The 25,595-nt window shown below is 44.9% G+C and carries 18 protein-coding genes and 1 pseudogene; 7 read left to right on the top strand and 12 right to left on the bottom strand.

Going from position 1 to position 25,595, the window contains the following annotated elements; genetic code table 11:
- Positions 1-59: 59 nt before the first annotated feature.
- The 8 genes from NLX74_RS08605 to leuC all read right to left on the bottom strand — a co-directional run bounded on the left by NLX74_RS08605 (position 60) and on the right by leuC (position 11,770).
- Positions 60-3,722 carry a dynamin family protein gene (locus NLX74_RS08605; protein ID WP_254328443.1) on the bottom strand — a complete coding sequence of 1,221 codons (3,663 nt, stop codon included), beginning with the start codon at positions 3,720-3,722 and terminating at the stop codon, positions 60-62.
- Positions 3,723-4,207: 485 nt separating this feature from the next.
- Positions 4,208-4,480, bottom strand: coding sequence for a hypothetical protein (locus tag NLX74_RS08600; protein WP_013310628.1), 273 nt, complete (start codon positions 4,478-4,480; stop codon positions 4,208-4,210).
- 57 nt (positions 4,481-4,537) lie between these two features.
- Positions 4,538-5,212, bottom strand: a complete 675-nt coding sequence (gene nth, locus NLX74_RS08595; RefSeq protein ID WP_023989081.1) for an endonuclease III — start codon at positions 5,210-5,212, stop codon at positions 4,538-4,540.
- A gap of 213 nt (positions 5,213-5,425) precedes the next feature.
- Positions 5,426-6,076: a GerMN domain-containing protein gene (locus NLX74_RS08590; protein ID WP_069289781.1), complete on the bottom strand. Its 651-nt coding sequence runs from the start codon at positions 6,074-6,076 to the stop codon at positions 5,426-5,428.
- A 45-nt stretch (positions 6,077-6,121) separates the two neighbouring features.
- Entirely contained in the window at positions 6,122-7,621 is a 1,500-nt protein-coding gene (locus NLX74_RS08585) for an N-acetylmuramoyl-L-alanine amidase family protein (RefSeq protein ID WP_235309628.1), read from the bottom strand.
- A 293-nt stretch (positions 7,622-7,914) separates the two neighbouring features.
- On the bottom strand, positions 7,915-9,489 hold the full coding sequence (locus tag NLX74_RS08580; protein WP_254328442.1) for an N-acetylmuramoyl-L-alanine amidase family protein: 1,575 nt from the start codon (positions 9,487-9,489) through the stop codon (positions 7,915-7,917).
- 233 nt (positions 9,490-9,722) lie between these two features.
- Entirely contained in the window at positions 9,723-10,325 is a 603-nt protein-coding gene (gene leuD / locus NLX74_RS08575) for a 3-isopropylmalate dehydratase small subunit (protein ID WP_254328441.1), read from the bottom strand.
- A 20-nt stretch (positions 10,326-10,345) separates the two neighbouring features.
- Positions 10,346-11,770, bottom strand: a complete 1,425-nt coding sequence (gene leuC / locus NLX74_RS08570) for a 3-isopropylmalate dehydratase large subunit (RefSeq protein ID WP_069289784.1) — start codon at positions 11,768-11,770, stop codon at positions 10,346-10,348.
- Between the two features lie 716 nt (positions 11,771-12,486).
- Between leuC and NLX74_RS08565 the strand changes: the two genes are divergently transcribed.
- Positions 12,487-13,962: an FAD-binding protein gene (locus tag NLX74_RS08565; protein ID WP_254328440.1), complete on the top strand. Its 1,476-nt coding sequence runs from the start codon at positions 12,487-12,489 to the stop codon at positions 13,960-13,962.
- Between the two features lie 539 nt (positions 13,963-14,501).
- Here NLX74_RS08565 and NLX74_RS08555 read toward each other — a convergent pair.
- The 4 genes and pseudogenes from NLX74_RS08555 to NLX74_RS08540 form a co-directional block, all read right to left on the bottom strand.
- Positions 14,502-15,731, bottom strand: a complete 1,230-nt coding sequence (locus NLX74_RS08555) for a Kelch repeat-containing protein (protein WP_254328439.1) — start codon at positions 15,729-15,731, stop codon at positions 14,502-14,504.
- 173 nt (positions 15,732-15,904) lie between these two features.
- Positions 15,905-16,077: pseudogene (locus NLX74_RS08550) on the bottom strand (NucA/NucB deoxyribonuclease domain-containing protein); the annotation flags it as partial.
- A 446-nt stretch (positions 16,078-16,523) separates the two neighbouring features.
- Entirely contained in the window at positions 16,524-16,910 is a 387-nt protein-coding gene (locus NLX74_RS25795) for a hypothetical protein (protein WP_367997025.1), read from the bottom strand.
- A 126-nt stretch (positions 16,911-17,036) separates the two neighbouring features.
- Positions 17,037-18,455 carry a transcriptional regulator gene (locus tag NLX74_RS08540; RefSeq protein ID WP_254328438.1) on the bottom strand — a complete coding sequence of 473 codons (1,419 nt, stop codon included), beginning with the start codon at positions 18,453-18,455 and terminating at the stop codon, positions 17,037-17,039.
- A 492-nt stretch (positions 18,456-18,947) separates the two neighbouring features.
- On the opposite strand from NLX74_RS08540, the gene NLX74_RS08535 reads away from it, so the two are divergent.
- From NLX74_RS08535 to NLX74_RS08500, 6 genes are all read left to right on the top strand, one after another.
- On the top strand, positions 18,948-19,373 hold the full coding sequence (locus tag NLX74_RS08535) for a MaoC family dehydratase (RefSeq protein WP_235309620.1): 426 nt from the start codon (positions 18,948-18,950) through the stop codon (positions 19,371-19,373).
- 581 nt (positions 19,374-19,954) lie between these two features.
- Positions 19,955-20,437 (top strand): DUF2294 domain-containing protein, encoded by a 483-nt coding sequence (locus NLX74_RS08530; RefSeq protein ID WP_235309619.1) that lies wholly within the window; start codon positions 19,955-19,957, stop codon positions 20,435-20,437.
- 127 nt (positions 20,438-20,564) lie between these two features.
- Positions 20,565-22,727, top strand: coding sequence for a formate dehydrogenase subunit alpha (gene fdhF / locus NLX74_RS08525; RefSeq protein ID WP_235309618.1), 2,163 nt, complete (start codon positions 20,565-20,567; stop codon positions 22,725-22,727).
- Positions 22,724-23,374 (top strand): 4Fe-4S dicluster domain-containing protein, encoded by a 651-nt coding sequence (locus tag NLX74_RS25615; RefSeq protein WP_302058541.1) that lies wholly within the window; start codon positions 22,724-22,726, stop codon positions 23,372-23,374. The genes fdhF and NLX74_RS25615 overlap by 4 nt, the downstream gene beginning before the upstream one ends.
- Positions 23,375-23,407: 33 nt before the next feature.
- Positions 23,408-24,913 carry a [FeFe] hydrogenase, group A gene (locus NLX74_RS08505; protein WP_250268687.1) on the top strand — a complete coding sequence of 502 codons (1,506 nt, stop codon included), beginning with the start codon at positions 23,408-23,410 and terminating at the stop codon, positions 24,911-24,913.
- Between the two features lie 65 nt (positions 24,914-24,978).
- A complete protein-coding gene (locus tag NLX74_RS08500) occupies positions 24,979-25,569 on the top strand; it encodes a 4Fe-4S dicluster domain-containing protein (RefSeq protein WP_013310648.1) in 591 nt (196 codons plus the stop codon).
- The last annotated feature ends 26 nt before the right edge of the window (positions 25,570-25,595 follow it).

Here is a 25,595-nt window from a genome sequence, read left to right as displayed (position 1 = left end):
ACCGGGTTGTCCCACAACCCGGTGTCCTGAACTTTAATAAATGGTGTACTTATTTATCTTTACTCCAAAGCCGCAATCTTGCCAGCAAGCTCTTCCCAAACCTGTGGCTGCTCACCGCCCATAAGCGCATGCTCCATGCCACGAGTCGTCTCCAGCATTTGCTCTCGAAGCTGAGCTTTCTGCCACAATTGCTCCTCCTGCATCAGCGTAACGTAAAAAGTAGACATTCGTTCTCGTTGCTGATCCACAGCTTCCCCGATTCGCTCGCGTAATATCGGCTCCAGTTTGGTTTGTAGATTCGCTCGACCAGTTCCTTCAAAAAATAGCTTTGGATTTTTAAAGCTATTCCAATAATCCTTCCAATGAATGGACTCCTGCAGGGAAATTTCATTCAGCTCGGGAACAGCCCATTTTCTGGATTCAGGAATTGTGCAATCTAGTCCTGGCAACTGATGGTTCATGTGTTCTACGCACTGTTGTGTAACCTTGTGCACCAAAATTTGTCCCGTTTTTTCCAGCCGGAGTGTGGTTGCCAGTAATTCCTGAGACAGCTCCAGTTCGATCAAGCGCATCAGCTCACGACCACAAGATGCAAAAGCCGAACGGAGATCACCTACTCCTTCACGCAGAACAGATGGATGAAACGCCTCTGCCATAAATTCTCCAGTCCGATAGGACAGCCTTTGACGGACATGATACAGCAGTTCATCGGTTTCGCCCGATAACACAGATGCACCGTTGCTGTCAGTCAGGTCTAGGAGCGTATGCTCCAATTCCCCACGGATGCGAGTTAATCGCTCGAATCGGATCTCACGTTCTTCTACGCTATACCGGGCATCGGCTGCATGTTGCTCTATGCGGTTCCGCAGCCGGCTCAGTTCCTGCATAGCAGAAGCAATGGACAGACCTGCCAGCTCTTCGGCTGCAAATGCCGAGAAATCATCTTCAAATGCATCAAAACGTGAAGCTGAACGCAATGAAGCCTCTCCCTGTTCGGCAGCTTCCAACGCCAGCATACTGGAAAGCGGATAAATGCGTGGCTTTCGGATTCCATTCGCCTGTAGTTGTTCCTGTACATGCCGGGTAACAGAATGAAGTTCTTCTTCAGAAGAAGCTAGATCTGATGCATTCACAATAAAAAACGTCTGATCGAGCGCCAAGGTCTCTTTAACTCGACCTAGTTGGTTCAGGAACTGTCGGTCGCCTTGCGTAAACGCATGGTTATAATAGGTGACAAATACAAGAGCGTCCGCATGCTTCATATAGTTGAAGGTCACGCCTGTGTGCCGTGCATTCACAGAATCCGCTCCAGGCGTATCCACTAGCACGATGCCCTGACGGGTCAGAGCGCAATCATAATAAAGGTCGATATGCTCCACAAAGCATGATTTGTGCTCAGACGCAACAAAATCCCGATACTGCTCTAAATCCACCTGAAGCTGTTGTCCCAGCAAGCTTTCAGCTTCTTCCCATCCCGCTGCGGCAGCCTTCAAAAAACTATAATGAGGCCTACCCGCAGGATGGATGCCTTCCGGAGATAAAGCATGAACGGCTTCTTGCCAGCCCGCTGCCGCTGGTTCCCCCAATCCTAATAGCCGAAATGAGTATTTAAGATCTTCCCGCAACGCGTCCACTGATTTCATATGGACGTCAGCCGTGGCATGGCGCTCAGCACTCGCAGGCGCCATTATGCGGTTAATCGCCGCTGTCGTCGGATGCGGCGATACGGGCAACACAGCTTCACCCAGCAAAGCGTTGGCGAAGCTAGATTTCCCAGCGCTGAACGCTCCGAACAGCGCCAGCGTAAACTGCCCACCCTCCAGCGCAGCGGCGCGGGCATGTAAATCCCGTACCGCCGTTTGCATGGCAGGGTATGGGCTTACCAGGGCAGCGGCGGCCTTCAATCGGGCCGCTACTGCATCCAGCCGCGTGCGGCGGCCTCCGGCGGCAGGCTGTGCTGCCGCCGTTCCTGCTAGCGGCTGCGCCGATGCGTTCCGCGAGCCAGCGATACCAGGACGCGCAACGCCCGTTGGCGTCGCAGCTGGCGAGGCAGCAGCGGAGGTATCAGACGCAGGTGCAGGCGCGTCCGCACGGGGCAACCCGCTTGGCGCGGAAGCCTGCGGCAGCAAGCTGCGCAGCAGGCTGGCGTGCGAAGCCGAAGCTTGCACGCGGGTGCTGTAGCGGCTCGCCGCCTCCGCCTGCGCCAGCAGCGCAGTGCGCGCATCCGCGAGAGCCGCGCGGCGGGCTTCGGCTCGCACTGCAAGCTGGGCCAGCAGGCGGTCTACTAGCGTAAGCGCCTTGCGGCGGCAATCGGCGGTCACAGCAGCACGTAGATCCTTGCAATAGTTCAACGTATACTCCGGCGACAACGCATTTTCCTTCACCGTCTGCTCTACCAGTTGCCGATCCGTTACAGGGCGGATGTCATCCAGCTCCTGCTCCATCGCAGCGGACCACAAACCCTGACCGTCACCCCAAGACCTCAGTAACTCCCGCACATGAGGAAGCAATTGTCCTTCCACCTGATCAGTCAGCATTCCTGTCAGCCGTTCCAAACGGCTTTCCTTTTCTCGCTCAGTCTTTCCTCCTGCAAACCATAGTCCTGTTTTGAAGCCCGGCTTGCGGCTCTCTAAGTATTCGCTTGCCGCTTCACGTAGCTCCGCTGGCGTCAAATGTGCGTGTTCCAGTAGATGATCCAGCTCTTGACGCAGTCGTTTACGCTCCTGCTCCGGAAGCATCTTCCAGTGTTCATCTTCTTGCTGCAAGGTTTTCTGCTCTATATCCAGGCGCAAAATGGCTTCTTCTCCACCTGCTTCTTTTAGCAGTGTGTTCAGTTCCTCTTCTTCAGCTGCCTGTACAGTCTCCACATGTTGCTCTACCAAATGGTGCATAGAGGACACTAAACTGTATGCTAAAAGCTCTGTTTTTCGCTCCAGCAATTTCGGGATCAGGTGCGTCAACTGTTTCCACTGGTTCCATGGATGATTCTGCTCCTTCAAGGAAGTAAAGAGAATATCCGTATAATGAACCTGCCAGGCATGAAAGCTAGTCTCCACCTCATTACGATAACGTGTAAATGAAAGCTCTCGCTCCCGGTGTTTATCGATTTGATTGATGATCAAATATAACGGCTTGCCCCAATCCGACAAACTTTTGGCAAAGGACAAATTATTTTCAGATTGGACATGGTTGTAATCCATCACATAAAAAACAATATCTGCCCAATGTAAAGCAGAATGTGTCGCCAGCGCATGTCCGTGGTCTGTGGAATCTACGCCTGGTGTATCCAGCAACACTCCTCCGCTAGATAATATGGGAACATCCTCCCACACTTGAACCGATTCATAGGCTCCACCATTTTTACAATACTCAGCAAGCTCGGACAGGGAGGCCTCCACGATTTCCGGCTCTGGATTTTCCGCTGATTTGGCTGGATGAATGAGCGCTCTCGGACGCCCATAACGGATGGACACTACATTAGCGCTCGTAGGCACCGGTCCAGATGGCAGCACGGTTTTACCACATAGGCTGTTAATCAAGCTCGATTTACCCGCTGAAAAATGTCCACAAAAGGCAATGGTCAGCTCCTGCACATATGCTTTTTCCAGCAGATCACCTATCGCCTTCGCTCCCGCTTCGTCCCCGGCTTTACGCAATGTATTCTGTATCTGTTCTATCGTATCCAACCACTTTCCCGCATCTCCTGTAATCGTTTGCATCATAAGCTACGGTTCCACTCCTTATCACTTGTCTGCACCAAATAGCTATATTGTAGCATTCCTAAGCCGTTGTGAGAATCATCACATCAAAAAAACTAAACAGCGCTCCCCGCCAGTACCTGGCTTTAGGGAACGCTGTTTTTTTGTACATGATAATAATAAGTTCATTTTATTCTGTCCAAAACGGATCATTAGGAATAAGTATTTTGGCAACCGAATGCATTTCATCAAAGCCCCCTTAAAGGACAACGACGAAGTAAGATATGTATACAACGGGTGAGCCTACTCATCACGTACATTAACCTTTTGGAACCTGGGGAACGCGATACCATAATTCAAGGTGCAAAATGTATGCACACTTCATTGGAATAGGCTCTAGCCATATCAGGATGGTCTGCAAGGTTCATGTATAATGCGCCTTCGGGCTGGATAAACCAGCCGAGCCGCCTACACCGGAACATGCAACGCATGTCGTCCGCTAATTGAACTTAATTGGCTGCAGTCTCAAGCACTGGCAGCAAAATTTCAAATACTTGACCATGCTGTAAAATCGTAATCCCACGGGATTTGTCCTTCATTACGACCACTTCTGGCTTTTGTGACATACGCTCCAGATAATGCTCAGGTACATCACCGGAATGACTAACCGTGATTCCCTCAAGCTCGCGCTCTTCGTTTTCAGCAAATTCTGTTGTTACAATTTGCTCAAAAATATCAGAGAACGCTTCAAAATTGTCTGTATATACCGAAATGCACTTCATACTCTTCATCCTTTTCTACACATAAATGGTTAAACCCTTTGTTACCTCTGTGGGTCTTTAAGCTCTACGTTCCTTATCTTTTCTGATAAGAGACGTTTTCATACGTTTCTTGCCTTCCCTGCACACATCAAGCAACGGACATACCTGACATTGAGGATTTTGAGCTTTGCAATGGTAGCGTCCGAAAAAAATAAGCCTGTGGTGGGTCAAAGACCATTCATCCCTAGGTACCCTCTTCATCAGCTTTTTTTCCACCTCAAGCACTGAATCATCCCACCCTGCAAAACCGAGCCGTTTGGAAATACGCTCTACATGCGTATCTACCGCAATAGCTGGTACATTAAAAGCAGTAGATACTACGACGTTAGCCGTCTTGCGGCCGACACCGGGTAGCTTAACCAGTTGATCGTGCTCTGAAGGTATCTCTCCCCCGTACTGGTCTATTAAAATACGACAGAGGTTATGAATATGCTTGGCCTTGTTTCGGTACAAGCCGATTCTGCGAATATCCTGCTCCAGTTCCTCAAGAGGAACAGCCAAATAATCCTCAGGTGACTTGTATTTTTGAAACAGGTCTGCCGTTACTTTATTGACCATCTGATCGGAGCATTGAGCAGACAATAACACGGCGATCGTTAATTCAAAAGCATTGTCATGGTTCAACTCACAATGGGCATCCGGAAACATCGTACCGATGGTGTCCAATATATGACGTGCGGTTGCTGCATTCACGGAAATCCTACCTCCTACCAAAAAAAACGTCTTGATACGGGATAGCCCGCATCAAGACGGTCACTCTAAATAATCATCCGGAAAGAAACGAATACTATTTGTGCATGACTGCCTGCATAGGCGAGAAATACACTCCTATATTATCATTATCTGTCACAGATTGCACGTGAAAAGTGTGTAAATCCCTAAGAAATTTTCATACCGTCTGATCGGTTAGCGACTCATGGGATGATCCAAATCTACATGTCCCATTAAGGACTCCAGAGATTGCCCATCTACGAGCAAATCCAGCGTTTTGACTTCCTTGAATTGGAACATCGTTTTCTTCAAGGCATCGATAGCCAATTCCTCGCCGCCAGCTCCCAATCGAGCCTCGTCCGGCAGGGAAATATCAAAAGTCAATGCACCGTTATCCAATTTGATCTTATGCACGGAAATTTTCTCGGACCACAACGGGATTAGAGCAGAATCCCCACTCTTTTGCAGAGCTTCAAACGCTTTTTGCAATTTTTCCAGCTCGCTTGGATAGGTAATTTCCTTTTTCTGTTCTTTCAAGCCGTTCTCTTGTGTATCCGTATAGTACACCGTAATCTGCTGTGTTTGTCGATCTCCTGAATTTTCCGTGTCCGTCTTGGTCTTTGTAGGCTCTGTTGACGGAGATGCAGGTGTTTGACTCGCCCCGTTATTCTCAGCAGACTGAGCCGATGGATCAGGGGTCGTCTGTTCGGGTGTACTATTTTGTGCATTAGAAGTTTGTGTTTCCTGAGATGGAGTCGCAGGAGCCGATGTTTGCTTAGAGGCACACCCTGCACCTGCAATGGCGAACAATGCCAGCAGGCCTGCAATTACGATTTTCTTGTTCATATGTCCCCCTCCTTGCTTGACGTTGACAAGCGATTTGTTGAAGATTTATTTTACGTCGAGATACTCTGTGATTCCATCTGCAATCCCTTGAGCTACCCGATTTTGAAAATCTTCATCAAACAGTGTGGCTTCCTCTTTTGCATTACTCAGATATCCTACTTCAAGCAATACGGCTGGCATAGTCGTTTCCCGAATTACATGGAAATTGCCATAACGAATGCCTCGGTCTGTCAGACCCGTCGCAGGAGCAAAGTACTTATGCATAACGTTAGCGAACGCTTTGCTTGCACTACGCTGGTAATACGTCTCTGTACCGTTGGAAGCTGAGCTACCGCTGCTGTTAGCATGAATGGACACGAACACGTTAGCATTAAGGTTTTCAGCTACTTTTACGCGCTGTTTAAGCTCCAAGAATGTATCATCACTGCGTGTCAGCACAACCTCAAGATTGGGGTTCTGCTTTAATATGCTTTCTACTTTCAGAGCCATAGCCAGGTTGAAGGTCTTTTCATAATTTTTTCTCGAAACACCAACTGCACCTGAATCTTTTGCTCCATGACCAGCATCAATAACAACGACCTTTTTACCATTGCTGTTAGTTGGTGATGTCTGCGTGTCATCCGGCAGTGAGCCATCTGGTAACGTTGCGTCTGGCGTGGTATTCACTGAATCCTTGGAAGCCAAATCGACGATAACACGATTCGATCCATCATTATATGCGGTATAATTCATGGCATGTTTCAAATCAATAACAACGCGCACCGTTGAAGGTTCCTTTTGGAACAAAGCATACCGGATACCGGACACATCCGCTTCATTCTCAATGTCCAGCGAACCATTTAAGTTGCTATCCAGCTTTTGCTGGTCTCCAAAATTGTCAGCAAACGCAGTCGCCGGCAAATCCACCACTACCCGATCAGGGCCTGTCATCGTAAACGCTTTCGGCTTGACGGCACTGGCTGTGGTGATGGTTAAACGGTTTTGGCTGAAACTGACTCCCTGCACCTGTGTAACACCTGAGTTCGCATTATTCGTTGGCGCAGTAACACTTCCAGTACCTGTACTGTTATTTCCAGACTTGGGAGGTGTAAATTCCCCGTTTCCAGACCCGCTACTGCGGGTATATAATTTTACGGACTTGGAGCTGCTGTCCCATTTTACGTCCAGTCCCATTTGCTCGCCGATAAAACGAAGCGGTACAAGGGCATAATTGGAACGCAGCAGAGGCGAAGCATCCAGACTAATGTCGCTTCCATTGACAGTCGCCGTCTTACTTCCGATTATCATTCGGATCGAGGTACTGTCCTTCTCAATCGTTATGGTTCGCGCCTGCTGCTTCCATGTCACGTCATATCCCAAATTTTCAGAAATTACGCGTAGCGGGACCATTGTACTTCCGCCAATTACTTGTGCCTTAGCACCACTAGGGACACTTAACTGTTGATCGTCGAGATAGATTTGTGTTCCACTCGAAGCCGCATGTCCATAACCCGGAACCGCCCACATGAAGACAAATAATAACAACAAAAAACCAAATTTCTTCATTCGTCACCCTTCCATTCATAATTTTTTTGCCACATGCTCCGGTGCGGCGACCTGATATACGCGCTTATGTAATATCAGACAACCTTTTAGACGTTATCTCACACCAAAAGTTGCGAATATATTCCATCATAACAGAAATATACGTGCCAAAGAACTATTTTTGTCGAATTTTGACTAAAAATATAGATCATTTGTTTCCCATCCAAAGTCACAGCTAAAAAACTAAAAAAGCTACTTTTCACCCCCATGAATTTTCATTAAAAGGTGGAAAGTAGCTTTTATTGCTAACATCCTTAGTTAAGTGATTCAGTAGCTCCTGTGCTCGTTCCAAGATACTCCTTCAACCCATCGACAATACCTTCGGCAATCTTCTCCTGTGTTTCTTCTGTAAACATGGCTGCTTCATTGGATAGATTACTAAGGTAGCCACATTCCAGCAATACAGCAGGCATTTGTGATTTTCTCGTCACTGCATGGTTTGCCACCCTGATGCCATTATCCTTAAATCCGGTAGCTGCTACAAGATATTTATGCATCGTCTTTGCCAGTGCCAAACTGTCCTGACGTGCATAATAGGTTTCAGAGCCATTGGTTTTTCCTTTATCTGAAGCTTGCATACTATTACCATGAATAGATACAAACACGCTTGCCTGCTGACTATTAGCGAGTTGTGGTCGTTCATCCAACGTGGGATACGTATCTCCATTGCGAGTCAATACGATTTGAATGTCAGCATCATTTTGCAGAAGCTGCTCGACTTTTAACGCTACCGCCAATGTAAATTCCTTTTCATGTCGCCCAGTCACACTACCTGCTCCAGGGTCTTTGCCACCATGTCCGGGATCAATGACGACGATTCGCCGTCCTTCGACATTCGTTGGTGTTACCGCTACTGGATTCACACTATGCTCACGCAATTGAAGGGTGATATCGCCTAGGCCATTGGTTGATAGATCGTAATCACGTGCTTGATTTAAAGCAATGACAATGCGTACGCCCCCATTCGGTCCATCTGTGGGAGCAAATCTAATTTCCTGCACATCCTCACTGTCACTATTCATCAACGCCCGCGTGCCATCCTTACGAATCGGGAACGGTTGAAGAAAATCAGTCGCCAGTGAAGCCCCGGGTAAATCTACAATAATACGATCATTCCCCGTCATTGTGGATACTTTAGGGGTAACATCTTTGTTCAAAGAAATCTTTAACGTTTCACCCTCAAAAGTAATATTTTGTACAAGCAACGCATTCGCTGTGGTCTGTTCTGTATTCTGCTGCTTGGCTGGTGAAGATGTAGCTTCAGTATGCTTGTCTGCTTCAACTGGGGTTATTGTCGTCGCTGTTGCTGAAGACGTTTTATTGGTGCTAGTTGTACTCTGTGTTGACGTTTGCGACGATGGTTGGGATTGAGACTGTTTATTCGCTTGTTGAGTTGCAGCCTTTTGACTGAGATTTACGGATTTACTTTTATTATTCCAATCTACTTTCAGCCCCATTTGCTCCCCAACAAAACGCAATGGAACCATGGTCGAATTGCCCCGAAGTACAGGAGGCGCATCCAGACTTACTGTTTTTCCATTCACATCAGCCGATGTACGGCCTACATACATAGACATATCGGTACTGTTTTTTTGGATTGAGATTTTATAGGCTTGTGGTTCCCACTTGAACTGATACCCCAGCTGCTCCCCAACCACCCGGAGCGGTACCATGATTTTTCCATTGACCATTTCAGGTTTGGCATCCGCAGGCGCTTCCACTCTTTTGCCATCCAAAAACAAATCTGCTCCAGCCGCATTCACATGAGGGGAGGACGGCCACAACCAAATCAAGATAGCCGCTAGTATCACCCAACCATATTTCTTCATCCTCATTCCCCTAACTTATATATGTATTTTTTGGTATTTCTCACAGACACAGTCCTTCAAACCAATTTACATTTACAATACCATGCTGAGTCGAACCGTCAACCCCTTATTTTCCAATTTATTGTTTGAGCATAATAAAAGCCCGCAGGCAAAAGAATTGCCAGTACGGGCTTTCTGTCTAACAAATGAGCAAGCTATATGGCTTCGTATTGATACTGAACTGGGAAATATGATTATGCGCCTTGTTTCGCAGCGCGTCTTTGTTCATACGCCAGAATTTCAGATTCATGCTGGAGTGTCAGGCCAATATCGTCCAAGCCTTGTAGCAGGAACTGACGGCGATGTTCATCCAGATCGAATTCAATTTTCAGACCATAGTCGTCAGTGATTGTTTTTTCATTCAGGTCTACGTTCAATTGGTAGTTATCATGCTGCGCCGTACGCTGAAACAATTCCTCTACTTGCTCTTCAGATAGCTTGATCGGCAATATACCGTTTTTGAAACAGTTATTATAGAAGATATCTGCATAAGACGGTGCAATTACGCAACGATACCCATAGTCCATAATCGCCCAGGGCGCATGCTCACGTGAGGAGCCGCAGCCAAAGTTAGCGCGAGAGATCAGCACAGACGCTCCTGCATAACGAGGCTTGTTGGGTTCAAAGTCAGGATTGATATTGCCCGCTTCATCAAACCGCCACTCGTAGAACAGAAACTGTCCAAAGCCCGTACGTTCAATTCGTTTCAGAAACTGCTTAGGAATGATAGCATCTGTGTCCACGTTCACCCGATCCACAGGGGCTACAATTCCTTTTAATGTTGTGAAAGCTTCCATCGTAATTCCTCCTCTGTATCCTAGCGGACTACTTCTTCCTGCTTGAATTTCCAATCCCGTACATCAACAAAATGTCCATGAATCGCCGCAGCGGCTGCCATTGCTGGAGATACCAGATGAGTCCGTCCTCCGCGTCCCTGACGACCTTCAAAGTTACGATTAGAAGTCGAAGCACAACGCTGTCCCGGTTGCAGTACGTCTGGATTCATCGCAAGACACATACTGCATCCCGCTTCACGCCACTCAAATCCTGCTTCTTTAAAAATGACGTCCAGTCCTTCTTCTTCAGCCTGAATTTTCACACGACCCGAACCTGGTACGACGATGGCCGTTACTTTGTCAGAAACCTTGTAACCTTTGGCAACCTCAGCGGCTGCACGCAAATCTTCAATTCGCCCGTTGGTGCAGGAGCCGATAAACACATAATCAATCGCAATATCCGTGATCGGAGTACCTGGCTTCAAATCCATATATTCAAGCGCTTTTTCAGCCGCTTTACGTTCGTTTTCGGTTGGCAGTTCTGCCGGAATCGGTACGGTTGAGGAAATATCTGTACCCATTCCCGGGCTAGTGCCCCAGGTTACTTGCGGAATCAAAGCATCTACGTCAAACTCCAGCACGACATCAAACTCAGCACCTTCATCTGTGACAAGCTCTTTCCACTCAGCAACCGCTTGCTCAAAAGCAGCTCCTTGTGCTACATGTTGACGTCCACGCAAGTAGTTGAAGGTGGTTTCGTCCGGTGCAATCATTCCTGCTCTGGCTCCGCCTTCAATGGACATGTTACACACAGTCATGCGCTCTTCCATGCTCAATTCGCGGATAGATTCACCTGTGTACTCAATAACATAACCTGTAGCGAAATCTGTACCGTATTTGGCGATGACACCCAAAATCATGTCTTTTGCTGTCACCCCAGGTTTGCGGCGGCCTACAAAGCGAACTTCCATCGTTTTGGCTTTGGCTTGCTGGAGACATTGTGTTGCCATTACGTGCTCTACCTCACTGGTTCCGATACCAAAAGCGAGCGCTCCGAACGCCCCATGTGTGGAGGTATGGCTATCACCACAAACAATCGTTTTGCCCGGATGAGTCAGACCAAGTTCAGGTCCCATAACGTGAACGACACCTTGATCAACCGTATCCAGATCATACAGTGTGACACCGAAATCACGGCAATTTTGAGTTAATGTATCGATCTGCTGCTTGGAAATCGGGTCCGTAATATTGTAACGGTCCTTAGTCGGTACGTTATGGTCCATCGTTGCAAACGTAAGCTCTGGACGACGCACCTGACGGCCGCTAAGACGTAATCCTTCAAACGCCTGTGGCGATGTTACCTCATGTACGAGGTGAAGATCAATGTACAAAATACTCGGCTTACCCGCTTCCTGATAGATGACATGGTTATCCCAAATTTTCTCGAACATGGTCTTTTTACTCATCATTATTCACCCCTGTGTTTTTCGAACCTAGTGGAGAGAAGCTAACGGCTCTCTCTTGAATGTCAACAATATACCACGGGATGTTTGATTGGTCTAAGATATGATATCTATAGAAGTGATAGGTTAAGGCTATAAGGCTGGAGAAGGTGAATATAGGCGGTTCATTGCACTGTTTCTCTATCAGCTCTTAATTAGTAAAAACCTTCGACTAAAAGTCGAAGGTTAAAAAAAGGGTTATACAAATGGATGAATACGAGAACTCTGTGGCCCTTTCTAAGGTACGCTAGTTATTACATTAAGAATTTGTGTGAATATTCATACTGTGAAAGCTGAATCAGTTATATATTCTCAGATATTGTTGACAAAATAAGGAATAAACTTGTACAATCAGGAAAATATTTTGTTTAGATTCCATTCTTCGTCGGTAACAAGGATATTGTAACTCGTAATAAGAATCATCTTAGCAATTGCTTTAATGGTTCTTTTTTTCCTCTACTTTTGCAAAACTGTTTGTATTTGATTTTGTTAGCTCTTAATAACTATATAAAGTATAAAACGAAATACAGTTATATAATTTGATATAAATCACAGGTAATTAACAAGAAAGCAAGAATTTTATAAATATCCTCCTGATGCGTTTTGTTGCAAAAAAATAGAAAACCGACTACGAGATTCAGCCGAAGATAACATTCATATCCTAAAAAGGAGTTGGAATGATGAAACAAAATGGAATATCCGTTGAACACTACACTCCAATTTTGATTGTCGGTACGGGGATCTCAGGACTTACTGCTGCTTATTATTTGTCAAAAAAAAATATCAAGTACACGATTGTAACAAAAAAGAGTGCACCCAAACAAAGCAACTCCTTTCTTTCAGCAGCAAATACACGTGTTCCCTCAGAGAATGAAATTAATCATATTATTAATCTTACTATTGATAAATGTGGAGCAGATCGATCCGTAATTGAATCGCTATATAGGAATTCCAACATAATTATAAATTTCTTCGAAGAATTGGGTATTTCTTATGAGAAAACATCCTTTGGTATCATGCCTGAATGTATGATTAAATCACATGGGGGAAAGAAATTAATCAATTGTTTACTACAACATATTGAACAACCGATGTGTAATAAAATTTTGATACATTTGGAAAAGTACGATCACGGAATTATCGCAATATTTTATGACACACAATCAGATCAATTTATCAGAATATATACTAATTATTTGGTATTAGCTACGGGGGGATATGCAGGACAATTCTGTTTCAATGATAATTCGCCCGGTTCAACTGGTGAAACGCTAATCTTAGCTAAGAAAATAGGTGCGAGATTAAAGGGAATGTCTACAGTAATGTGTCATCCTTGGTCTATATATAACGGAAGACAAATTTTATTGGGCGGGGTTGTATCTTTGAGTCAAGGGAAAATAATAGATGAGGAAGGAGTTCAATTATTAGAAGATGAGTATATTTGTGATGCAATTGCTCGGGATGATTACCACGAAATGATTGATGAGATTTTAAAATTCCAACTAGAGTGCATCAAACAAAAAAAGGACATGTACTTGGATATGAGCCATGCTGATGAAAATGTATTAAATGAAAAATTCAAAACATATGGATTTAGTCCTAAAGTAGTTAAAAATAAAAGAATTAAAATTACACCAACGATGCACTATTCTTCAGGAGGAATCGAAATCAATGCTAATGCTGAGGCTATAAACTTGAATCGTGTTTTTGCTACTGGAGAAGCTCAATTTAATGGTGATCTTGGTATAGGAAGAATTCCTGGGCAAGCATTCGCATCAGGGATCGTTTTTGGTAAATTAATTGTTGACAAAATAGCTAATGAAGGTGTTTTCAATACTCAATATCAAACTTCATTTAAAGATCCACCTGAAACGATGCAGCTGTATTCGAAAGAAAATAATGACTTTCCGATTGAAGAGTTTCAGAAAAAGTTGTCAATTCTAATGATGGATTTGATCGCTTCCAATTCATCCGTTGTTTCTCTATCATTCCATAAAAAGAAAATACAAGAAAGTCAAAATATATTATTAAGTAGAGCAAGAGGATCAGGAAAACGATACGAGGATATTTTAACATTATTTTTCGGATATTTTGTTGCACTGGAAATTATAGAAGATATTGAAGCAAAGTCAGGCTTGTTGATTAACCAAAAATAGGATAAAAAGAGTCGCCTTTTCAGCTAATGGTAAGCACAAACCAACCATTCCAAAAAGAGGCGACCCTCATGAATCAGTCTACTTTATTTCAGCTGCTCCGACGTGGATCAGGCTTCGTTAAGGGGTATTACCCTACCTTCTCCGGAAAAGCCGCTGAGGTTCCTTTTGTGTGTCTAAAACGTTGTTTCACCAACTTCTTTAAGGTCGGGAATGGGCCAAACGGCGAACCTTATAGGTTCCTCAGGAACTAATGGGGCTATGCTTTAGAAATTAAATCCCTCGGTGGAGCTTAAGAATCTTTATAAATGAATTAATTTCAAGATGATTACCAGCAATATGAACAGTGCCAAGACAGCAGCTATCGATGTCCAAACTCTTCCGGTGATTCCCTCGTAGTCTCTTTTCATTTCCCCCACACGTAACGCCTCCTTTATTTTAGGGTACTCCTACTCCATAGGCTATGCGAGGTCTTGATTAAAGGAAGGGCTCTTAACAAAAAAAGCTCAGTCGACCCATTAAGGTCAGCTGAGCTTTTTGATTTATTTAGAGTATTCACTTACTTCAAACGTAAGGATACGATCAAACAGCATGTAATCCTTGCGGCTGCTGAATGGGCCTTTATTGTTATCGTGCTTGTTTATGGCGTATGAAGCCGATCCTGAACCTGCTTGTTTAGCCTCATACCATGCAATGAAGTCATTGACCTCTTGCATACTCAAATCAAATTCCTTCTCTAAGCCAGTTGTCATGGTGACTACTAGAATTGCACGATCTCCCACCGGGTTATCGGGTCGAGAGGTGCCTGGATCTCCCGGTTGACTCGGAGAGGTCCCGTCATCGCCAGGCGTATATTTCTCAAAGACTGAATAGTAATTGGAGCTATTGGATCCGCCCGCAACATATATTGCATTATTCAAGCTCACTGCCGACAAAAGCCCCCTTGCAGTTGGCATGCTAGTTACAGTAGACCAAGTGTCTGTCTTGGGATTGTATTTTTCAACTTCAGCTGTGGCTGGCCCACTTAATGTAGCAGTTGCAGTATTGCCTCCAATAACATATATTTCATTGTTTAACACTGCAGCAGTCAGCCCCATACGTTTGGTTGACATAGATGACTTTGTTGTCCAGGTATTGGCTTGAGGATCATATTCTTCTATAGAAGAAAGCAAGCCTTTCGATTCATCGTAACCACCTATTGCGTATACCTTTCCATTGACTAAAGCAGATGTGATATATCTGCGAGGAGTGGATAAACTAGCCTTTGTAGTCCAGCTGTCGGTACTTGGATCATACTCGTAAACATCTGCAGATGCATTGTTATACATATTAAATCCACCTATGACAAGAAGCTTTCCATTTACAAATTGAGAGGCGTAACCAGCTACAACCTTAGGAAGCGATTTGCCCTTCTTCCACTCATTTGTCACGGGGTCGTAGATATCCAGTTTGTCATTAATAGGCTCGCCACCTGTAATATATATTTTCCCATCATATACAGCAGCGCTTACCGTTCCTCTTGCCGTTGGGAGTTTCCCCTTTTGCGTCCATGTTTTAGTTTCAGGATCATAAACATCAATTGTGTCATAAAATTTATTTGGATCATGTCCCCCAATTGAATATATCTTTCCATTAACGGTTACAAGGCTTACCCTGTCGATCTTTTTTGTTAAATTTGTGTCGCTTGTCCAAACATTCTGATCAGCGAATATTTGTGTTCCTGTCGAGAAAAAAGCCATGCAAATAATAAAAAATATAAAAATTCTTTTCAAAACAATTTCTCCCCTTTGTGCTTTTGTAGGCATAAGATTACTTGAATCCATCTAAAGAGTCTAAACATAAACTTGCTGATCTATAAATATAATCTATATATTTGCATATTTATTTTTTATTGGATATAAAAAAAGGACTCATACCAGCTTCTATACTGGTCGAGTCCTTGTCTTTATGTCAATATGAATCTTACCTGTGTCCCATCAACATACTTATCTAATTGATTACTTACTTATGATTTATCCTGCTCCCTGATTATCACTAGGGCTTATGTATTGAATATCAGCACCTGCGCCACCTTTAGCACATTGCTATTGGCCATTCGGCGCGGTCATATCCTTTTTTTAGGAACTCCCTTTCCCTCTTACGATTCCTTTTATCATACGAACTTCCATAGTATTTTAAATCTTCTCAATACTATATTGGGAGACATGTCGAAATATCCGTATGTTGTCACAAAACAAGACCTATCAGTTATGGAGTACTAGAGAGAGTAACTACTACATTGAAAATTAAATTACATTATTAAACTTGATTTTTATATATGTATATCAATGTATAAAAATCCTTTAAACTCTATACTGGTTACGTACCAGCGAGAGTCCTTTGTTACATCTACTCTAAATTCAAATCATACCAGTTTCCCGATAGTAGTCTATTAATCAAGAAACAACTCTTTCTTCTCTTAACGTTTTGAGTTGTCTTGTTACATTAACACTTTGTCTCCAATAACTATAATCCCATATTCACTTTCATCTATTTCTAGCTCTTCTCTCTCCCCATTTTCATACTCACAAGTAAAAACAATCTTCAGAAGGTAAATCATTTTCTAACCTGACACGTTTATGAAGGACTATTGCTTGACGAATTACTTTTGGTGCTCTTCTGTCACGCCTAACCGATATCCACAGCGAGAAGAACAAAATAAAAAGCACATGTACTCTAAACTCAAATTGCCCTCTCATATAATAATTTCCTAATATTTCAACTGACTCAGGAGTAAACTTTTCTGATGGATCTCCGTAGTCTACAACTTCCACCATATCATCACCCAACGGCTGCACTACATATACTCTTACCTGGCTTAATGCAGCTACAAACAATCCTATATCCAAGTTTAACACTGTATATGTATAATCAAGATAGTCATTCGGTGAATTCTGTGGTAATTCCTGCACTGAAGAAAGCTCTGCTAACCTTATGGTCGGCAGAGCTTTCTTTAGCTTTAGAATCCCCCAATTTGTACAAGGGTCTGAATAAGCTGCTCATGATTGTGAGCGGGTACAGTTATAAAAAACAAAAAGCTACTCGCAACAATTAACAATGCCATTTTTTTCAACATTACTTAACCACACCTTTTCAATTAGATTGGAGATCTCTGTTTTGATTTCAGGAGTCGCATGGACTTGAAAACGCATAAACAGACCAATACAATTTATAAAGTTTGTTTCATTAGTTATTATATGTGACTTTGCCATTGCATACATCAAGTATTTAAAGCCATCACTGTATTTCACCCGATGTAAATAATAATGAGCCATTTCGTAAGCAAACCATGCGAAATAGTCTGGTATTACTTGTTGGGTATATATATCAGATGATGTTGGGAGTTGAGCAAAAGAATTAATATTCGTTTCAAAACGTGAAAGGACATCATCCACATCTATTTCATATCGGTTAGCCGCTATCATAACGTTCAACAGCTTTGAGAGTTTCTCATTTTCGTTAGCGGTTGATGTTGCCGCTATATATTCAACATAGTCTGGCAGCACGCTAACATCTCCAGACAGGAGTTTATTGACGTACGTGTTACCTTCTGCCCACTGACTGAACAAGTTTACCCAGTGTTGAGTATCTTCATCAGTCTCTTTGACCCAATCTAAATTCGCATAGGCGTATGTATATAGTAGAGCTTGTTGATAATCGCCTTGGGCTTCACAAACACTAGCACACAACAAATCGGCGTAAGCAATGTATCCAAATAACGGATTTCTGGTTTCCTTTTCATGCTCCCTGTTCTTTCGATTCTTCTGCTGATGCTTTATGGAATATTGTACTTCAGCTTTCCCTCTCATTTGCCTTGCCATTTCCTCAACCTTGTCCCACTTACGCAAAGACCTGTACACGTTCGCCAAATCCTTTAATGCGTCAAGTTGGTCCATTTCATCCAGACGTTCAATGTAAGGCTCAAACAACGTAGCTGCCTTGAGATTGCGGCTTTGATCGTCACCAACCTGAATCGTGAACATTCGATACTGACAGATCGCCAATCGTTCAGAATGTTGGTACTTCTCCGTTTCAGCTACCCCCTCATAGAACAGCAACGCAGCATCATGTCGTCCCTGTGCTAATAGCACTTCTGCCATATCAAATAGTTTAGGCGAATAGAGTAGGTTGTCCATAATGGTTCCTACCACTCGACGGATCGCATCCAGCTTGTCCAATTCCGCACAACGATACAAAAATGGCTCTATTCGTCTCATATTCGGGGGGGTGTCGATGATGTAGTTTTCTATAAATAGGTCGTAAAAGTAGCCTTCTGGTAAACCCATAGCCTCGGTAATGCGATCTATCTGGTTAACAGACATAGATTTATTGCCCGACACTATGCTACTTACTATCCCCCTATTCATGCCTGCTATATGCCCAAACTCCATCATGCTCAAACCTTCTTGTTTTAGATATTGTTCCAATTCTGCTCTAATCGTGGGTGTAACTTTCATAGATAAACCACCCTTCATACAGAAGTACCAATATTTATATATTATTGCATTCTATTGTTGTCCATAATTTAACAGTTGTCAATAATTTTTATTTATTTGCATCGAATGTCGAAGTATATAAAATAAGCAGTTCCAAAGAGTCACTCTGCATTGAAGTCAAATAACCCTGCCACTGTTACCGGTGAGACTTATGTTAATGGAAATATAATCCTTCAAAAAACAGACACTTACATTGATCTGACTGTACAAAAGTACGGAGGGTTACTTGCTGAGTGGGACTACAAAAATCCGCTGAATTATCAGAGGCTTTTCATACTTGTATCTTAAATTAATTTGCTGCTATAACGCTACGAGTTTTAAAGGGAAATATTGTTCGGTGAATATAAAGTTGTAGACGGACAATACGTCATTAAGCTAACTGGCAGTTTAACTTGATTGGTGATATTATGCTACTCTATAAATAAGCAAATAATTTAATCAAGAGGTGTAATAATGCGGTTTCATGAATTTTATATCGGACAAGTATTTAAAACCAAGTCTTTAAAATTAACTAAAGAGGATATTACCAGATTTGCAAGGGAGTTTGACCCGCAATATATGCATTTAGATGAAGAGAAAGCATTACAAGGCAGATTTAATGGAATTATCGCTTCAGGAATTCAAACATTAGCTGTTTCTTTTAAGCTTTGGGTTGAAACAGGCAGTTACGGTGATGAGGTTATTGCTGGAACTGCTATGAATAATATTAAATTTATTAAACCAGTATATCCAGGCGACGAATTGTACACCATTGTTGAAGTGATTGGAGTAAAAGAGATGAGGAATGGAACAGGACTCGTTACTGTATTGCTGTCGACTTTCAACAAGAAAGAGGAGCAAGTTTTTGAAGGCGATTTATCCGTTCTGGTTAAACAGTAAAGTTTCATAAAAAATCAATTATTACAGGTCTGAAGAGGTCCATGCATTTTAGCACGGACCTCTTCTCTTTATTCTAACGTGGCTTGACTTGCGGCTTCATGTTCAGCCACACGTTGCAGTAATTCCTACTAAGTCTTCATTTGGCGACCTTGACGTTGCCCTTCTACAAACTGAATATCGCATAGATTCTACATCTTGAACCCGTACTTTACCACCATTTTGGATAACATATCTATGCCTTCTGGAGTTCGACTAGCATTTCCATCCAATGTAATAATAATAAATTGATATTGCAAATCATATAAATGAATAATTTACTATAAATCTCTGAGATTCGCACTGAGCTATTTCAGTATAGAGGGCTTTGAGTATGCCATTTACTAATCTCAGCCCATAGTATGTCATTCAACTTCTTTTGTATTGGAGCTGTACAAACAACACGACGGAATGAGAAGCATCATACAAACCATAGAGGTATAGCTACTTCAAGAGTGGTCTAATCTATGTAAATTTTTGGTTCAGTGTAATGAATTTCACATCTTTCCGGGTCAACCTGTTCTACCATAGAAGGGTGATACGCCGTGCTGGGCAGACCACTTGGGTCGGGACGGTTACATTTTGTTCTAAAACCAGCTACACAGGCTGTCTGGCATGCGCGGCAAGTACGCCTTTATTTTGATTCGAAGCGGAGTGTCCAGATGTTGAATACCGAATTGGAATACCGTGAGCGCATCAGGAAGTTGGCCGTATGTATTGTCAAGCACTACCGTGGAAAAGGACCGGACAACGTCAAGGTTTCACTGGATTCGCCGCTCCGGATTACGGTAGAAATTCGAGGTACATTGTCTAATTTGTCCGAAATTCTCGTTCATGAAGGGGCCGAGGACAAGGTCAGGGAATATTGGAACGTCCTTCGTCCCTATCTGGAAAAGGAGTTTATGAACGAAGCCGAAAAAACACTCGGCAGTCCCTTCACTTATACTTGGGAGGTCTGCCCCTCCGTCCATGGAGACGGACACATTATCATTTCTCTAGAACTACAACACATACACCGGTTGGATTAGCGGGAAGGAGCTTGTCTCCTCGCTCGCGGATAAGCCAGTACAGGATGCAGCGTAAAGCGGCATTTTTGTATTGGCTTTTTTTATGTTACGAGTTTCATCTATTTCATATAAAAGAGGTGCTGCACTTATGGCAGACAAGGTATTGACCGTATGTCCCTACTGCGGGAGCGGTTGTCAGCTTCATTTGCTGGTGGAAAAAGGACAGGTAATTGGCGCAGAGCCGGCTGGTGGTCGTACGAATGAAGGAACGTTGTGTCTTAAAGGACACTATGGATGGGATTTTTTGAATGACCCACAAATTCTGACTGCACGCTTGCGCAAGCCCATGATTCGCAAAAATGGAGTTATGGAGGAAGTGGAGTGGAAGGAAGCCATTCAATATACTGCCGAACGGCTGTCAGCAATTAAGGAAAAATACGGACCCGACTCCATTATGGGAACGGGCTCCGCACGCGGCCCGGGAAATGAAGCCAATTATGTCATGCAAAAGTTCATGCGGGCGGTCATTGGCACGAACAATATTGACCATTGCGCTCGTGTATGCCACGGCCCTTCTGTGGCAGGTTTGACTTACTCGCTCGGAGATGGAGCTATGTCCAACTCTATTCCTGAAATTGAACACTCTGATCTCATTTTCGTGTTTGGATATAATGCACCCGAAACACATCCGATCGTCGCAAGACGCATTGTAGCTGCCAAGCAAAGAGGCGCCAAAATTATTGTATGCGATCCACGCATGACCGAAACAGCTCGTATTTCGAATATGTGGCTACCCCTAAAGGGCGGTTCAAACATGGCTTTGGTGAACGCTTTTGGTCATGTACTTGTGCATGAAGGACTGTACGACAAACGATATGTGGAAGCAAACACAGAAGGCTTTGCCGAATACGTAGACAGCATTAAAAAATATACTCCCGAATATGCGGAAGGCATTACGGGGGTCAAGGCGGCCGATATCCGGGCGGCTATGAGGGAATATGCAAAGGCCCCTACCGCTACAATTTTGTACGGAATGGGCGTATGTCAATTTTCACAGGCCGTTGATGTAGTAAAGGGGCTCGCTTCCCTTGCACTGTTGACGGGAAATCTGGGCAAGCCGAATGTCGGTATCGGACCAGTACGGGGACAAAACAATGTACAGGGGTCCTGTGATATGGGTGCTTTGCCGAATGTGTACCCTGGCTATCAGGATGTAACAGACAACACAGTCCGCAAAAAGTTTGAAAAAGCATGGGGTGTTGAGCTGCCGCGTAAAAAAGGCTATCCACTTACAGAGGTACCGCACCTCATCCTGAAGGAGAACAAGCTGAAAGCTTATTACATTTTCGGAGAGGACCCTGTACAAAGTGATCCGAACGCCGCCGAGTTGCGTGAAGCCCTAGACCAATTGGAATTTGTCGTGGTCCAGGATATTTTCATGAACAAAACAGCGCTACACGCCGATGTCATCCTCCCTTCTACTGCCTGGGGCGAGCATGACGGTGTATATTCTTCGGCAGATCGGGGCTTTCAGCGCATCCGTAAAGCCGTTGAGCCACAGGGTGATGTTAAGCCAGACTGGGCCATTATTAGCGAGGTTGCTACCGCCATGGGCTACCCTATGTCCTATGCAAACACAGAGGAAATTTGGGATGAAATGCGCAGCCTCAGCCCATTATTCTCGGGTGCTAGCTACCAAAAAATGGAGCAGCAAGGCGGAGTTCAATGGCCTTGCCCTACCGAGGATCATCCAGGTACACCGTATTTGTATAAGGGAAATCAATTCTCGACACCTAGTGGCAAAGGCAGATTATTCGCCTGCGAATGGCGTCCGCCACAAGAACAACCGGATGCAAAATACCCGCTTGTCTTGTCCACAGTCCGTGAGGTAGGTCACTATTCCGTGCGAACTATGACAGGCAATTGCCGCGCGCTGCGCCAGTTGTCTGATGAGCCTGGCTTTATTCAGATTAGCCCAGAAGACGGAGCAGATCTGAATATTCTGGATGGTGAAATTGTTGCCATATCCTCCCGTCGGGGACGCATCATGGCACGGGCACAAATCAGTGACCGTGTGCAACAAGGTGCGACCTACATGACCTATCACTGGTGGGTTGGAGCATGTAACGAGCTGACCGCTGATTTTCTCGATCCGGTATCCAAAACCCCGGAATTAAAATACTGTGCCATCCGTCTGGAACGGATCGCCGACCAAGTGCAGGCCGAACGTGATGTACATGAATCGTACCAACGGATTCGCAGACAGATGAACGTCCAGGAAGCTGTTTTGGCTGATAAGGTGACGAGATGAGCGGCACAGGGAATATGATGCACCGTCCGACAGATAACCGGTCAGCTTCGACGAGTAGAATGGGAGCAGCCAGTAGAACAAGCGCTGTTGCTTCTTCTTTTGTAGTCGCAGACGCCGGGCAGTGCATCGGCTGCAAAGCCTGTGAACTGGCGTGCTTCGCCGTTCACAGTCAGGCTAACGGTATAGGAGCTTCGGTCGGAACCGTCAGCGTACCTGTTGTACCCAAGGTGTATGTTGTACGTACAGGGGAGATGTATGTGCCGGTGCAATGCCGGCATTGCGAAAATGCCCCCTGCGCACATGCCTGTCCGGTACAGGCCATTCGTCAGGAGGACGGCGTCGTCATGATAGATGAGGAACGATGTATCGGCTGTACCTCCTGTGTTTTGGCCTGCCCCTTCGGGGCAATTGAGGTGTCTCCGGTCTACCGGGCCGGACACGTTGTAACGCAGTCCGGCCTGACTCACCGTGCAAATCGAGTCGCCCTTCCCCGCACCGCGGCAAGCAAATGCGATCTGTGCGCGGAAACAGAGAACGGACAGCCTGCATGTGTAGAGGCCTGCCCGAATCATGTCCTACGGCTGGCCAAAGGTATATCCGACTCACCTCCAGAGCCTCGGCGGGAAGTCTTTTTCCCACGCCTATAAGGTCAAAAATCAGCCGCAGAAAGGTAGAAAAACATGTCAACCACAATAGACAAGATCTCTTCACCTCCTTGTATGAAGACGACTGATTGCACAGACCCTGTCATTCATATTGACCCTACGCTCTGCACGGGATGCAGACGTTGTGCTGGGGTTTGTCCAGTAGATGCCATAGAGGGACTGCCCGGAGAACCGCAAACCGTTAATGCAGACCGATGTGTTATTTGCGGTCAATGTGTACAAATATGCAGCGTATACGCATCTGACTGGGCAGGTTCATCTTCACAGGAAGGCGCCGCTAGACGGCTGGAACGTATCCAAGAACGCGATATGCCTGCCGACATCAGAGAGCCGCTATTCGCTGCCTATTATAGCTACAACTTGAATAAGGTAGCCGATATGATGACCAAACCTGGACAGTTTCGGATCGTCCAATGTGCTCCTGCCATTCGTGTTTCACTCGCGGAGGAATTCGGAATGCCTTTCGGCACCTTGACGCCTGGGAAAATGGCTGCTGCTTTGCGCCGCCTTGGCTTCGACCGGGTATACGACACCAACTTTGGAGCTGACGTGACCATCATGGAGGAAGGCACTGAATTAATTCGTCGCGTGACCGAAGGCGGTCCCTTACCCATGTTCACATCCTGCTGTCCAGCATGGGTCCGATTTGCAGAAATAGAATATCCCGATCTGCTAGACCATCTATCCAGCTGCAAATCTCCGATGCAAATGTTAGGAGCGCTAATCAAATCTTATGGCGCACAACTAGACGAGGTGGAACCTGCGAATATATACAGCGTTGCCATCATGCCATGTACCTGTAAACAATTTGAGTGCGATCGTCCTGAAATGGAATCTGACGGTTACCGTGATGTGGATGAGGTACTGACCACGCGTGAACTTGCATACTGGATCAAGCAGCGCGGAATTGATTTTGCGAACCTGCCTGATGAAGAATTCGATTCACCATTAGGACAATATTCAGGTGCAGGCTCCATTTTTGGAGTCACCGGAGGAGTCATGGAAGCTGCCATCCGTACAGGTTACGAGCTGCTGACAAATGAAAAACTGCCGAAGCTCCAACTCGATTTTGTTCGTGGTGAGGAAGGCATTCGAGTAGCTGAGGTTCAGGTAGGCAAGCTGCAGCTCAAGGTAGCGGTCGTCGCCGGGCTACAACATGCCTATCAGCTATTGGATCGTGTCCAGGCGGGCGAATGTGATTATCATTTTATTGAGGTGATGGGCTGCCCTGCTGGATGTATCAGCGGAGGGGGACAACCCAAGCTCATGTTAGAAAAGCAACGAATTGAAGCTTATCGGGCACGTAAATCCTCCATCTATGGACATGATGCTGCACACCAGGTACGAAAATCGCATGAGAACCCTCACATCATCAAACTTTATGATGAATTTCTAGGTGAGCCGCTGGGTCATGTATCGCATCATCTGCTGCACACGACCTTCCAACAACGGGGGCCCGGCAAGCAAAGCCGTAGTAGCACTATTTCCACCAAAGGGGATACGGGTTACTCCATTCATTAATACGTTAAGTTATTTTTATGCTGTATACATTATATTTGTCGTTAGTTTGAGAGGAGTCGAATTGTATGAACCGTTTTGTTTTAGCTGATCCCGATCAATGTATTGGCTGTCGTACCTGTGAAATCGCATGTGTCATCGCACATTCAGCGGAGAACCCTTTTATCTCGCCGGATGATGAGTTTCATTTTCACCCTCGTCTGAAGGTTATCAAATCATTTGGAGTCACTGCACCCGTTCAGTGTCGTCACTGTGAGGATGCCCCATGCGCCAACGCTTGTCCGAACGGCTCCATTACGAATGCAGATGGCTGCATTCTCATTAATAGTGAAAGCTGCATTGGCTGTAAAACCTGCATGATCGCTTGCCCTTACGGCGCGATTACCATGGTACCCGAGTATCGAAACGGGCAGCCTGTAGTGCAGGACGGATTGTATACCAATATGTCAGGACGTTTGCAACCCAAAGAACGCATGATTGCCAGCAAATGTGATTTGTGCGAAGGCGTGGACGGTGGTCCGGCCTGTATTGGTAAATGTCCAACACAAGCCCTCAAGCTGGTCGAACCAGATCTGGTTCACGCCCGTGTTGAGGAAAAACGCGCTGCAAGTGCACGTCAGCTACTGCATATGACACGCATTCCAGCAACGGGTCTATGACTGAAGGTCTTTCTCTGCCTACAAAT

It is taken from the genome of Paenibacillus sp. MZ03-122A, assembly GCF_024213325.1.
GTDB lineage: Bacteria > Bacillota > Bacilli > Paenibacillales > Paenibacillaceae > Paenibacillus > Paenibacillus polymyxa_B.
This window is presented reverse-complemented; position numbering and strand designations above follow the sequence as displayed.

Coding starts and splice junctions, on each gene's coding strand:
- leuD (WP_254328441.1), bottom strand. CDS start 10,325: ATGGAAGCTTTCACAACATTAAAAGGAATTGTAGCCCCTGTGGATCGG.
- leuC (WP_069289784.1), bottom strand. CDS start 11,770: ATGAGTAAAAAGACCATGTTCGAGAAAATTTGGGATAACCATGTCATC.
- NLX74_RS08605 (WP_254328443.1), bottom strand. CDS start 3,722: ATGATGCAAACGATTACAGGAGATGCGGGAAAGTGGTTGGATACGATA.
- NLX74_RS08580 (WP_254328442.1), bottom strand. CDS start 9,489: ATGAAGAAATATGGTTGGGTGATACTAGCGGCTATCTTGATTTGGTTG.
- NLX74_RS08505 (WP_250268687.1), top strand. CDS start 23,408: ATGTCAACCACAATAGACAAGATCTCTTCACCTCCTTGTATGAAGACG.
- NLX74_RS08585 (WP_235309628.1), bottom strand. CDS start 7,621: ATGAAGAAATTTGGTTTTTTGTTGTTATTATTTGTCTTCATGTGGGCG.
- NLX74_RS25615 (WP_302058541.1), top strand. CDS start 22,724: ATGAGCGGCACAGGGAATATGATGCACCGTCCGACAGATAACCGGTCA.
- NLX74_RS08500 (WP_013310648.1), top strand. CDS start 24,979: ATGAACCGTTTTGTTTTAGCTGATCCCGATCAATGTATTGGCTGTCGT.
- NLX74_RS08565 (WP_254328440.1), top strand. CDS start 12,487: ATGAAACAAAATGGAATATCCGTTGAACACTACACTCCAATTTTGATT.
- NLX74_RS08540 (WP_254328438.1), bottom strand. CDS start 18,455: ATGAAAGTTACACCCACGATTAGAGCAGAATTGGAACAATATCTAAAA.
- NLX74_RS08590 (WP_069289781.1), bottom strand. CDS start 6,076: ATGAACAAGAAAATCGTAATTGCAGGCCTGCTGGCATTGTTCGCCATT.
- NLX74_RS08600 (WP_013310628.1), bottom strand. CDS start 4,480: ATGAAGTGCATTTCGGTATATACAGACAATTTTGAAGCGTTCTCTGAT.
- fdhF (WP_235309618.1), top strand. CDS start 20,565: ATGGCAGACAAGGTATTGACCGTATGTCCCTACTGCGGGAGCGGTTGT.
- NLX74_RS08535 (WP_235309620.1), top strand. CDS start 18,948: ATGCGGTTTCATGAATTTTATATCGGACAAGTATTTAAAACCAAGTCT.